This window comes from Microcoleus sp. AT3-A2 (assembly GCF_036705685.1).
GTDB lineage: Bacteria > Cyanobacteriota > Cyanobacteriia > Cyanobacteriales > Microcoleaceae > Microcoleus.
Genome location: NZ_JAUBVF010000022.1, coordinates 1 through 12,805, shown reverse-complemented (window position 1 = coordinate 12,805; position 12,805 = coordinate 1). Strand labels below are relative to the sequence as shown.

10 protein-coding genes and 1 pseudogene are annotated in these 12,805 nt (G+C 43.2%); 10 read left to right on the top strand and 1 reads right to left on the bottom strand.

The features are described 5' to 3' along the window. Window positions 1-20 precede the first annotated feature (20 nt). From QUB37_RS14520 to QUB37_RS14500, 5 genes are all read left to right on the top strand, one after another. The gene (locus QUB37_RS14520; RefSeq protein WP_333163064.1) at window positions 21-1,007 is read left to right on the top strand and encodes a hypothetical protein; all 987 of its coding nucleotides are present in this window, start codon (window positions 21-23) and stop codon (window positions 1,005-1,007) included. 485 nt (window positions 1,008-1,492) lie between these two features. Beyond that, window positions 1,493-3,058 carry an Ig-like domain-containing protein gene (locus tag QUB37_RS14515; protein WP_333163062.1) on the top strand — a complete coding sequence of 522 codons (1,566 nt, stop codon included), beginning with the start codon at window positions 1,493-1,495 and terminating at the stop codon, window positions 3,056-3,058. An 82-nt stretch (window positions 3,059-3,140) separates the two neighbouring features. Next, on the top strand, window positions 3,141-3,707 hold the full coding sequence (locus QUB37_RS14510) for a hypothetical protein (protein ID WP_333163060.1): 567 nt from the start codon (window positions 3,141-3,143) through the stop codon (window positions 3,705-3,707). Between the two features lie 688 nt (window positions 3,708-4,395). Next, complete coding sequence (locus tag QUB37_RS14505) at window positions 4,396-5,751, top strand: ATP-binding protein (RefSeq protein WP_333163058.1); 1,356 nt, start codon at window positions 4,396-4,398, stop codon at window positions 5,749-5,751. 108 nt (window positions 5,752-5,859) lie between these two features. Beyond that, a complete protein-coding gene (locus QUB37_RS14500; RefSeq protein ID WP_333163056.1) occupies window positions 5,860-7,236 on the top strand; it encodes an ATP-binding protein in 1,377 nt (458 codons plus the stop codon). Between the two features lie 238 nt (window positions 7,237-7,474). Here the strand turns inward: QUB37_RS14500 and QUB37_RS14495 are convergent, their stop codons facing one another. After that, a complete protein-coding gene (locus tag QUB37_RS14495; protein WP_333163054.1) occupies window positions 7,475-8,275 on the bottom strand; it encodes an ion transporter in 801 nt (266 codons plus the stop codon). A gap of 25 nt (window positions 8,276-8,300) precedes the next feature. Here QUB37_RS14495 and QUB37_RS14490 point away from each other — a divergent pair, with 25 nt between their 5' ends. From QUB37_RS14490 to QUB37_RS14470, 5 genes and pseudogenes are all read left to right on the top strand, one after another. Beyond that, window positions 8,301-9,917, top strand: coding sequence for a TerD family protein (locus tag QUB37_RS14490; protein WP_333163052.1), 1,617 nt, complete (start codon window positions 8,301-8,303; stop codon window positions 9,915-9,917). Window positions 9,918-10,228: 311 nt separating this feature from the next. Continuing rightward, entirely contained in the window at window positions 10,229-10,750 is a 522-nt protein-coding gene (locus QUB37_RS14485; RefSeq protein WP_333163050.1) for a hypothetical protein, read from the top strand. Between the two features lie 75 nt (window positions 10,751-10,825). Further along, window positions 10,826-11,170, top strand: a complete 345-nt coding sequence (locus QUB37_RS14480) for an NAD(P)H-quinone oxidoreductase subunit M (RefSeq protein ID WP_333163047.1) — start codon at window positions 10,826-10,828, stop codon at window positions 11,168-11,170. A gap of 170 nt (window positions 11,171-11,340) precedes the next feature. Continuing rightward, window positions 11,341-12,009: pseudogene (locus tag QUB37_RS14475) on the top strand (IS607 family transposase). Window positions 12,010-12,018: 9 nt separating this feature from the next. Continuing rightward, window positions 12,019-12,747 carry a transposase gene (locus QUB37_RS14470; RefSeq protein WP_333163045.1) on the top strand — a complete coding sequence of 243 codons (729 nt, stop codon included), beginning with the start codon at window positions 12,019-12,021 and terminating at the stop codon, window positions 12,745-12,747. Window positions 12,748-12,805 lie beyond the last annotated feature (58 nt).

Below are 12,805 nucleotides of genomic sequence, written 5' to 3'. Positions count from 1 at the left end.
ACAAAAAGGAGATTGTCTATATGTCAGCCGAACACAAGACAAGAAGAAAAGTAATGCACTTTATCTTCTTACAAATTGCTCTTTTACAAGAAATATCGCGAGTAGCCACGAGGTATACTAAAAAGATGTTTTTTTATCAAAGAAATCGCATTATAAATTTATTCAAAGAAAACGAACAGCCGGAAAAAGAACGCCCCAAAGTCTTTGCCGCTGTGGCACACATTACATCAGTTGAAGAATCTAACAATCCAGAAAAAGCTGCAGCAAAAATAGAGAGACTCAGACACACAATAGATGGACTGTTAACGAGTTTTGCTCATTGCGACCTGAGTATTACTATCCAAACTCTACCGAACAGGCACGTTACAGCCTACTTACCTGAATATCAAATTAAGTGCATTGATATACAAGAAAGCCCTGACTGCGACCCCATGTTTGTAGGGTTTAGACTTCAGGAAGAATTTGTCGAAAGAGTAGAAAAATTTGACTGGTTTTTATTCATAGAAGATGACATTGTTTTGTACGATGCTTTCATTCTAGAAAAATTAGAAAATTTTAACCGACAAAGCGGGTATGAGAATGCTATTCTTTACCCACACCGTTTTGAAATGTATCAAGGAACCAAGAGATACATTGATTTGACAATAGATGATCATCTATCGTGGAATCAGCTATCTAGTGTAAAGATAGAAAATGTAAAATTTGCTGAGTGTAGCAATCCTCATTCAGGATTTTACTGTTTGTCAAGAAAGCAGATGAAAGAGTGGATAAAATCAGGTCGCATCTTCAAAAATCAAGTATTGAATGTCGGGCCTTTAGAGAGTGCAGCAACTTTTTGTATTTTGGAATGTTTCTCGATATATAAGCCTCACCCCTCAAACTTAAACTATTTTGAGGTCAGGCATTACGATAGCAAATATTCTAAGCTATATCCCGAACCGGAATCGCCGTATACACTGTCAGCAGTTAATAATAGTTCCAGCACACCAATCGTCAAGGATTCGTGAAATGGTTCTAAGTAGATCGTCGTGATTATTAGTAGGGTGGGTAGAGTGCTAGCTTTACCCCTCAACCTATTAAAGAATTGGCGATTTGAGATTTCAGATTAAATTAAAAATCTCAAATCTCAAACATTCCTGGACGTCACTGGCACAATGATAGGGTGCTATACTGTCGTCAAAATCTCTTTCGATGGAGGAAAATTTAGCTCTGAGGTACCCTAGAATATAAAATCTCAAATTACACATCTAAAATCGGTTGAGGTTGTTGGAAGTGCCGCAGACGCCACGAATTTAAGCTCGTGAGTTTAATTTAGTCCTGGAGGCACCAACACTTTAAGAAACCGAGTTTTTTACCAACATACGTCGTTGCATTCCTTTTCGCAGGCAAAAAAGGAACCGTTTCAGAGGGTCGGGAGTACGCCCAAGACAGTAAAATTTAAGAGGGAAAACTTGGCAGTTAATTTTCAGCAGAAAGTAGGAGAGAAAGATTTGTGAGTATTTTTAAGAAAAAAATTAATCCCTCACCCTTCGCTATTCTGCCATTCAAACAGCCGATCGACCGCACGGCCATCTTCCTCATGCTAATGCTGAGCGTCTTAATCGGTCTGCTGCTGCTGAGCGGCGATCGCACAGCACCCAGAGTGCGAGAATTTACCTGGGAAAACAAACAAATCGGCGCCGAAGATACCGGCTTTATTCTCACATTCTTTCGGCCGATGAACCAGCCCACCGTCGAGGAAAACTTAAAGCTAGAACCCCCCCTCCCCGGTAAATTTAGTTGGGCTGGAAGACGGATGGCTTACACCCTCAAAGATCCAGCACCCTACGGCGTTACCTACACAGTCCAACTCGCCGGAGCAACCGACAAGTATTTCGGAGAAAAAAACCAAAATAAAGGAACGCCAATGCAACCGTTTAGCAGTTCCTTTCGCAGCCGCGATCGAGCTTTTGCTTACATCGGCGTCCAAGGCGAAACAGAAAGCAGATTAATGCTAGTCAATCTCACCAGCAGCGACTCGAAACCGATAGCGCTGACTCCCAAAGATTTAGTCGTTACCGATTTTAAACCGTATCCTGACAGCGATCGCATTTTATTCTCCGCCACAGATCGATCGATCGCCCGTACTCGCGGCACTCTAAATCAAGAAATATTCACAGTCACCACCGGCATCAACCCTCAATCGGACTCAGGAACTAAACAAAAATACCCAGCCGGTAGAATCGACAAAATCTTAGACTCCAAAGATTACCAAAACCTCAAATTCGACCTCTCAGCAGACGGAAAAATCATAGTTGTCCAGCGCGTCAACCGTCGCAATCCCGGCGATTTCAGTCCTTGGATTGTGGAAGAAAAACAGGCGCCCAGACCCTTGGAAAATGAACAAGGCGGAGATTTTATGATTCGCCCCGACAGCAAATCGATGGTAATATCTCAAAAACAAGGATTAGCGATCGTCCCCCTCAAACCCGAAGCAGACCCTGTAGAATTTTTGCCAAAATACGAACAAGTGTTGGGCATGGCTCGCGACAACTCCGCCGCCGCCTATGTTAAATACAACAGCGACTTTACTCGATCGCTTTTCATCTTAGATAACCAAGGTGTAGAACAAGAAATATTGCGTATTCCCGGCAGCATTATGGCCGTTTATTTCGACCCCCGCAAAAACCAAGACAACCAAGTTCAGCGTCTCTACTGTTTGTTAGCCCAACGCCTCAAAACAGAAAGCTACAAAGAACAGCCTTTCATCGCCACCATCGACCTCAAAAAAGAGGGTACTCGTTTGGTAGGAACCATCAAACCGCTGCTGATTTTGCCCAACCAATTAGATACCCAAATCAGTTTATCTCCCGACGGGCTGGCATTAATTTTCGACCAATCAGTCACAGCAGCAACTCCCTCAGCAGCAGACAGTCCCCGCAACGATAGTGGACAATCGATCGCCACCAGCCGCCTCTGGCTGCTACCCTTAGTAGAAATACCGACAGACGGTTCTCCCGCAAAACTACAGCCAGAAGAACTGCCCTTTGCCGGCTATCATCCCCGCTGGCTACCATAAACCAATTTGAGATTTGAACTCGCACTGCTGACTAATGACTGGTGACTGATCTAAAATCTAAAATCTAAAATCTAAAATCATTATGACTCCCGAAGAAATTAGCAATACCCTTAAAGACTTATTTGGTGACAGTGTTGAGATGCCTGCTGCCACTTCTTGGCAAGTAGAAACCCCCAAATTTCGCCTATTAGTCCTCCTTTCAGAAGACGGGAGTTGGCTGCGGATTTTGCTGCCACTCGCCGAGGCCCAGGAAGCTCAACCATTTCTTGATAAACTGCTAGAAGCTAACTTTGACACCACCCTCGAAACTCGCTACGCCTTACATCAAAACGTTTTGTGGGGAGTATTTCAGCACAGTTGTGCCACACTCGTGGCCGCCGATTTCTCAGCCGCCGTCGCCAGACTGCTGGCTTTGCAAGAGCAAGGTTTGTCCGACTTTTTCGGCGGTTTGATAGAAAGCCGCATCCGTCAAATCATCAAAGCTGCGAAGATGCAGGGACAGTCTGTGGAAACTACCCTTCAGACTTTAGACCGCTTCTACGCAGAGGGATTGATGGGTGAAATGGAACTAGGGCGAGAGTCTCGCGAAAACACTCTCGCCGCTTGGCGGTATCAGCTAGAACGCCTCTGGCCGGAGGTGGAACCCTAAGACGATTGGAGATTGGAGATTGGAGATTGCAGAGTGCAAAAAACTGAGGACTATCGAGGTTCGGAAGTTGCCTAAAGTTGCATTTCTTTTGAGTGGTATAGCAACCGCCAATACGGTTAGGATGTTCTTAATTCCACAAACCCTTGCGGAACATTGCTTCTTCCTTCTTTCCTAGATAACTAAACCCTTCCATCCGTTACATTCGGTTACATCCGAAGAAGGTGAATCCGTGGCCGAACTTCCTTTGGCCTGGGCCCTAGTCTTGACAATTGGAGCCTGCAAGCCCCTTGGACTATGGCTAATCCGGGCCCTCGAACCCTCGAAGGATGCCTGTATATTCACTGATAACCCGCGAGCGGTTCTCCAATTCCCTTCTATTACTGGAAAAATGGTATAATTTATCACAATAATTAGTTATAAATATTAAAAATTTTCGGAAAACACCCGATCGCAGGTATATCATGGTAAAAAGTTTACAGCAGAGATCAGTAAGTTCCACAAAAGCTTCGATCGTTTAATATTGACTTAGAAACAAAATCTTTAGCAGACAATGCTACTGCGATCGGGTTTTCCCATCGGGTGCAGTTGTAATTTGGCAAATTAGCAACTACCCGCTACCAATTACCAGTTAGGAATTAATAGCAACTTAAGTTGTCAATTAATACAATATTTAACAGGGGTTTCATCTATGTTTGCTGTGCGTGAGACTAGCTCGGAGTTATCAGTGTTGCATATACCTGAATTTTGTACTTGGAACATCTCCTTAGAATCAACTCTCCTAGACCTGCCACTCTCCAACTGCCAAATTGAATTAACTCAACAGGCAAAAGAAGTAGCCCAGGCTTTTGAACAAAATTCCATGCTTCCCGGCGTCATTTTGACAAATGGAGGTAATTTTGTCGGCATAATATCCAGGCGTCTATTTTTTGAAAAAGTTAACCGCCGCTACGGAGTAGAAATGTTTTTCAAGCGGCCAATAGAGGTGCTGTACAAGTTTGCCAAGCCAGAGGAACTCGTACTTCCCGCCAGTAAATTAATAGTAGAAGCCGCCCAGGAATGTCTTTACAGATCAGCAGAATTAATTTACGAACCCGTAGTAGTCGAAATAGCCCCCCAGACCTACAAGCTGTTAGACGTACACCAATTAATGGTCGCTCAATCAAGAATTCACGAATTAACAAATAAGTTACTCCACAAACAAACCCAAGCCAAACTCATCCAAACAGAAAAAATGGCGAGTTTGGGGAGGATTGTAGCAGAAGTAGCCCACGAAATCAGAAATCCGCTGAACTGTATTTGGGGAAATTTAACTTTTCTGCTGTCCTATTTTGAACACTTGCTTCAGCTAATGTCGGTTTATGAAGAAGAATATTCGGCACCCTGTCCCCGAATTGATGCCCTTAAAAAAGAAATTGAATTTGATTTTTTACAAGAAGATTTGCCGATTACCTTAGAAGGGATGGAGTTGGGAGCCTCGCAATTGCTAAAAATAGTTAACGGGCTGCACCACTTCTCTCACATGGACGAGACAAAACCAGCCGAGACAGACATTCACGAATGCGTGGAGATGACGCTGTTAATTTTGAAAAACCGCTTTAAAAACAGCATAGAAGTGGTTAAAAATTACGGCGAACTGCCGCTAGTTAGTGGCTACTCCGGTCAGTTGAGTCAGGTGTTTTTGAATTTGTTAGTTAATGCTCTAGACGCCCTGACAGAGTACGCAGCCGATCGAGAAATACACACCCCATGCGGGGACAACTGGCAGCCCCAAATCGAAATTACCACTAAAGTTATAGAAACCGAACACGGCAAGAGGGCCGCAATTTGCATTGCCGATAACGGGCCCGGCATTGCCCCAGAAAATCACAAGCAGATATTTGACACCTTTTTTACCACTAAACCAGCGGGCAAAGGCAGCGGTATGGGGCTAGCTATCTGCAATCAAATCGTCACTGAAAAGCACGGTGGCCAACTCAAATTGCGATCGCAACCAGGTAAGAATACTGAATTTGAAATTCTCCTGCCTATAGTTGGCACAACATGATTAACTTAAGAATATTCTCGGTTGTTCGCTCCTGCGATGAAATGATAGGGTAGCTTAGTAGTAGGTTCTCAATTCACTTTCTCAGCGTTTCGGCAACTAAAAGTTCCAGTGGCAAATAAATTCAGTTCCAAACTCCTTGGCCCTTCACTCTCCGAAGGCAGCCATCAAGACCTTTCCCTAGAGTCTACCCTCTGGGATTTGCCCCTGTATGACTTTCAGGTTAAATCGAGCTGCTTGGCCGTGGCAGTTGCCGAAATGTTTGAACAGTATCCCCTAGTGCCGGGAGTCGTCTTGATGGAAGCAGGAGAGTTTGCTGGAATGATATCCCGCAGGCAACTGCTGGAATATTTGCTCAAACCCCAAGGCCCTGAGCTATTTTTGCACCTGCCACTAAAAGTTCTCTACAGTTACGCTCGCGTCGAAATATTATTGGTGGCAGAGAGTACAACCATTTTGGCAGCAGCCCCACAAGCTCTGCGTCGATCGCCCGAATTGCAGTCAGAACCGATCGTCGTCCAAATAGACTCCCAATCTTACCGACTCTTAGACCCTAACGCACTAAACATCGCGTACTGGCAAATTCGTGGCATAGAAACTCAAGTCCGCTACGAAAGAGCCCAAACTCAAATGATTCAAAGCGAAAAAATGGCTAGTTTAGGGCGTTTAGTCAACGGAGTAGCCCACGAAATTTTAGATCCGGTAGGCTTTATCTGGGGGAATTTAACCTACGTCACCGACTACAGCAAAAACTTGATGGAGTTGCTCTCAGCTTACGACGCGCACTGTACCGAACCCCCGCCGGAAATAGCAAGGCTCAAAGAAGAGATCGACTATGATTTTCTGCAAAACGATTTCCTCCGAACTGTTGCCAGCATCAAATCTGGAGCCGAACGTTTGAGCAAGTTGGCAAGCAGTTTACAAAACTTCTGCCACATCGACGATATTTATCCAAAACCCACCGACTTGCACGCCAACATAGACAGCATACTTTTGCTGCTCAAAAGTCGTTTGACCAGGGAAATCAAAGTCGTGAAAAACTACGGCTACCTGCCACCAGTGCCATGCTATGCAGGACAGCTAAACCAAGTATTTATGAATATCTTGACCAATGCTATTCATACATTAATTAATGAAGCAGTCGGTCAAGAATTGGCGAAAGAGTTCAAAGGTGGAGGACTCAGAGACGCCGATCGCCAGCCTAAAATTGAAATCACAACTCAAGTCTGCTGTCCCGAACCTGCGCCGGATTTAGACAAACTTCATGTTCGCTGGGTTTCGATTTGCATATCCGATAACGGGCCAGGAATGTCACCTAGCAAGTACAAAAAAATCATAGAATCATTCTCTACGGAAAAACGCGCCCTCAAAGAAACGAGTTTAGCAGTTAGCTATCAAATAGTGACGGGCAAACACGGCGGTGCATTCAGAATGCGATCGGAGTTAGGCAGAGGCACTGAATTTGAAATTTTGTTACCGTTAGCTTAAAGAAGGAAGTTCGGCAACGGATTCTGTAACGGATGCAACGGATGTAACGGATGTAACGGATTTCAGGAAGAGGGAAGTTCGGCAACGGATTCTGTAACGGATGTAACGGATTTCAGGAAGAAGGAAGAGGGAAGAGGGAAGAAGTTACAGTTTATTCCTGATTTATGAAGTACAGGACACGGCAATGCTGTGTCCCTACCGGAAAACGCTGTAACAGTCAACAGTCAACAGTCAACAGTCAACCATTATCCAATTGAGTGCCGCACATTTTACAAAATCTAGCATTAGCATCGTGTACAGACCAACCGCAACCTTTACAAACAGCTTCTCCGTGATTAGCACTTTTAACTAAGTGTTTAATCAAATCCCCCAATTGCCAAGGAATCAGAGCAATTCCCGTCAAAATCATCAAAATAGTCAGAAAACGACCGGATTCCGAAATCGGAGTAACATCGCCAAATCCCACGGTGGTCATGGTGACAACCGAGAAATAAACAGCATCCAAAAAAGTTCCAAAACTTTCGGGATTGGCCGGATGTTCGACTTGATAAATCAAACCAGAATAAACAAAAATTATTGCCAGCAAAGTAAACAAAATCCTAGCAAAAATAACCCCATCTTCGCTGCTGATGCGGAAAATAGAAATTTTTAGTTCTAGAAAGCGGATGAGTCTGAGAATTCTGAACCAGCGAAAAATTCGGATAAAACTAACGTTGACAAATCCCAGTAAAAATGGTAATATTGCCAGCAAATCTATAATTGAAAAAAAACTAAAAATAAATTTAACTCGATTTTCGGAACACCATAGTCGCAATAAATACTCAAACAAAAAAACAACTAAAAGTGCTGTATCGAGAGTTTGCAAATTAATTCTAACAGTTTCCGAAATCGGGTAAGTTTCGGCGATGAAGCTGGTCGAAGATAGGAGAATGAGTCCGGTAAGGGTTAAATTGACGGTTCTGCCAATTGGGGTTTCGATGTCTTCGAGATAAAATCCAATTTGCGATCGGGTTAACATAGATGAGATAATTAATACCATTTATGAGGTAAGGGAATTATCGCATATGAGTATCGAATTAACGAAGGGTGAAAGGTTCAATCTTTCTAAAGAAACTCCTAATTTCAGTAAAATTGCGATCGCCCTGGGGTGGCAAGTCAGCCAGACGGCACAAAACTGCGACATTGACGCATCTGTTTTTATGTTAGCGGCGGACGGTCGGATTCCTGATGAAAAGTATTTTGTATTTTACAACAATCTGACATCGCCCGACGGTTCGGTGCGACATTCAGGAGACAGCGCGACTGGGCAAATAGACGGAGATGATGAGACGGTTTATGTGGATTTGAGTAAAATCAATTCGGCTATTCAGGAAATTGTGTTTGTTGTGACTCTTCACGAGGGACAGGAAAAGAATCAAAGTTTTAGTCAAGTTACAAATGCTTTTATCAGGCTTTACAACCGAGAAACTCTTAGCGAATTGGTTCGGTACAATTTAAATCAGATATTTTCCCAAGAAACGGCTTTAGAATTTGGACGTTTGTATAAGAAGAATGGCGAATGGAGGTTTCAGGCGGTAGGACAGGGATATAATGCTGGGTTGCAAAGTTTTGTAGATAAGTATTATGTTGAGAATGCGGTTGAGAAAAGCTCGAATGCGGTTGAGAAAAGCTCGAATGCTGGTGATCAGGTTGATGATGCTGAGGTTTTGAGGCAGTTTAGCGATCGGGTGGACAAGCAATTGCAGGAAAAAGCAGCGGGAGAGTCTGTTGCTAATCCTGTGAAGGCGGATAACTTGGAAGCTGATAAGGATGTTGATGATTCTGTTAAGGATGTTGATGATTCTGTTTCAAAAAATCAGGAATTTGCTATCACTGCTGAGGAATTTTTACGGCGGTATAACCAGGGAGAACGGGATTTTACAGGGATTAACTTAGCAGGAGTCGATTTGAGCGGCAAAACTCTGGAATATCCCATTAGTTTCAGTCAAGCAAACCTGAGCAATGCCAACCTGAGTAATGCCAACCTAGTGAAGGCAAATTTGATTGGAGCTAACCTGCAAGGGGCAAACTTGAAATCCACAAACCTGCAACAAGCCGATTTAATTCAAGCTAATTTTAGTGGTGCAAACTTAACTAAGGCAAATTTGAATTATGCAAGACTCATTCAAGCGAATTTAAGTCAAGCAAAGTTGAGCGAGACACAATTGCATAGTGCGAACTTGACTACAGCCAATTTAAGCAGTGCCAACCTCACTCAGGCAAATTTAAATAACGCTAATTTGATAGGAGCAGATTTAAGTCAAGCCAAAGTAACTAAAGTTAGCCTATCTTATGCTGATCTAAGGGGGGTTAAGCTGAATGGGGTAAGTTTAGTTGCAGTAAACCTTGATGGAGCAAACCTGAAAAACGTAAATTTGAAAGCGGTAAGCTTGATCGGATCTAGTCTTGCTCAAGCTAATCTGAGCGGTCAAAACTTGGCAGGCTTAAACCTGTCTGGAGTTAGCTTTCAAAATGCTAACTTGAGTGGAGTAAACTTAACTTCAGCAAACCTGTGCGGAGCAAATTTGAGTTATGCAAACCTAGAGAAAGCTAACCTGAAAGATGCCAACTGGGTTGGAGCAAATATGACAAGTGCTAAACTCGCAGGTGCAATTATGCCAGACGGCACAACTCACGAATAAATGGAAGTGCGATTTTTGTACTAAGGACTTCAGTCCTTATATTTCTGGATTTAAGCGCTGTGACTCGGAGAAACCGGGTTTTATTATCGATCGCGCAAGGAAACCAAATATTGTCGCAAAAAACCCGGTTTCTGGCCCAGCGCGTACTGGATTTAAGGGCTGCGACTCGGAGAAACCGGGTTTTTGCCCGCATCGGCGCGCCCAAACGCAATATCTCGAAAAAACCCGGTTTCTGGTCTAGTGGGTACTAAATTTAAGCGCTGTGAGTTTGAGTATAATTAGGGTTAAATGTCCAATATTATAGATTTGAGATGAATGAATCTGACACGGAAATTATAGAATCTACCCTCAGATGGATGACCGAGTTTGTCGAGTTGCCGCATCCAGTTTTCAGCGATATACCGATTTGTCCCTTCACTAAAAAGGCACGCTTGGCAAATCAAATTTTATTCAAAATCGAGCATTTTTCAGCGCAGACTGAGTTCGATCGCGATTCTGCCATAATGAAATCGATTTATGAATTTTACAATTCGGAATTTGAAATAATGGTAGTAATTAATCCTCAAAAAACAGCAATTACTGCGCCAGAAACTAAAGAATTGATAGACAAACTGAATAATCAGATTTCAGAGTTGGGGTTGCTGGCTTTTCACGCTCATCCCGAAGAAGATTTTAATATTGACGGGCTTCATACTAGGAGGATGCCGTATCCGGGCTTCACCGTTCAAGTAAATTCTAAGCTGAAGCCCGCTTCCGATGCTTTAGAGAAAACTGAATATTACAAAAATTGGACGACCGAACAACTAAAATATTTCGGGATTCCGAGAAATTGACGATCGCCCGCCCTCCCCGCGCATCTCCCAGCCATTACAATTAATTCAGCAAAAAATCTTTACACATAAGAACTCATGCAGCTTAAGTCAACAACCCGCCATATTCGCATATACACCGCCATCCTCGAAGATAACGAACTCGTACCCAGCAACGACCTTTTGACCCTCGACATTGACCCAGATAACGAACTTAACTGGAATGACGAGTCCGTCAAACAGGTACAGGCCAAATTCGACCAACTCGTAGACGCTTACGAGGGCGAAGACTTGACCGAGTACAACCTCCGCCGTATCGGTTCGGAGTTGGAACACTTGGTACGATCGTTCCTACAAAAAGGCCAAATCAGCTACAACCTCAACAGTCGCGCTGTCAACTACAGCATGGGCTTGCCTCAAGTTGATGCCAAAATTAACCTGTAAGGGCGATCGGGCGATCGGCATTTATGTCAACTTAAGATTGAAACCCATAATAAATGTCGCTTGTAGCTGAGTTTCGATCCCTCCTACTTCTCTTAATCAGGGGAGTAGGGGGGAAAAGAGCTAGCCCCTAGGTAGCGAATAAATAGACAAAATGGTACACTTGTCGACAAATATGCGGTGTACCATTTTGTTTAAGCTCGCGCGTTTTCGCAAAAAAGTTGGGATTATCAGTAAAGACACTCCAACGTTGGGACGTTTCAGGAAAGTTGCCAGCCAAGCGCACCCTGTCAGGTCATCGGTTCTACACCGAAGACGATCTCTTGATAGCCAACGGATTGAAGCCCATAGAAGCCAACCGAAAAACGGTCGTTTACTGTCGAGTTTCGTCCAGTGGACAGAAACCGGAACTCAAAAATCAGATGCTGGCAATGGAAGCTTTCTGCTGAGGCCGAGGATTAACGGTCGATGATTGGGTTTCAGAAATGGGGGGCGGACTAAATTTTAAAAGGAAAAAGTTTCTAGCAATCATGTTGTCAATGCTCAAAGGTGAAATATCAATAATTGTAATTGCACACAAAGACAGAATGTGTCGCTTTGCTTTTGAATTTATCCAAGAACTTGCCACGTCGGTTGGATGCGAAATTGTAGTCGCCAATCAATTATCGTTGTCCCCCCAGCATGAATTAGTAGAAGATTTGATGGCGATAATCCACTGCTTCTCTTGCCGTCTATACGGTCTACGAAATTACTCCAAAGAGATCAAGGAAAATCTAAAAGATGCTATTGACAAGCCCGTACAAGACCTGGGAAAATTGAGCAATCAAGAAATACAGTGTTGAGGTCGAACAATGCTCCTATCCATCAAAACAAAGCTAAAGCTAAGCAAAAGTCAAGCCACAATAATGAGCAAGCACGCTGGAATAGCAAGGTTTACTTATAATTGGGGTGTGGCTACTTGGAGTAATCTTTATCAAGATGGACTGAAGCCAAATAAATACCTTCTCAAGAAAATCTTTAACAACCACGTAAAACCTGAGTTTACGTGGATTAAAGAGGCAGGTATTTGCCAAAAAATTACCCAATATGCGTTTGACAACCTTGGAGATTCTTTCTCTAGATTCTTCTCGAAAAAAGGTGGCTATCCCAAATTCAAGAAGAAGGGGCATCACGATTCTTTCACTATTGATGCGGGTGGTAAGCCTATCCCTGTGGGCGGTACATCTATAAAGTTGCCGACAATTGGCTGGGTAAAAACTCATGAGGGATTGCCTCACACAACTTGCAAGTCAATTACCATTTCGCGCACTGCCGATAGTTGGTTTATTGCGTTCGCTTACGAACAAGAGTATGAACCAACAATCAAAAGTCATGATGTTGTAGGAGTTGATTTGGGAGTCAAAGAGTTAGCTACACTTTCAACTGGCGTAGTATTTCCGAACCCAAAACACTACAAAGCACATCTTGCAAAACTCAAGAGGTTGTCAAAAGTTCTTGCCAGAAAAGTCAAAGGCTCTGAGAATAGATATCAAGCCAAAATTCAATTAGCAAAGCATCACGCTAAGCTGTCAAACATCTAAACTGCATTAACTAAGTTACCTTTATTTTTTACTTTTCGGTTCCATTTTATAATTAGTT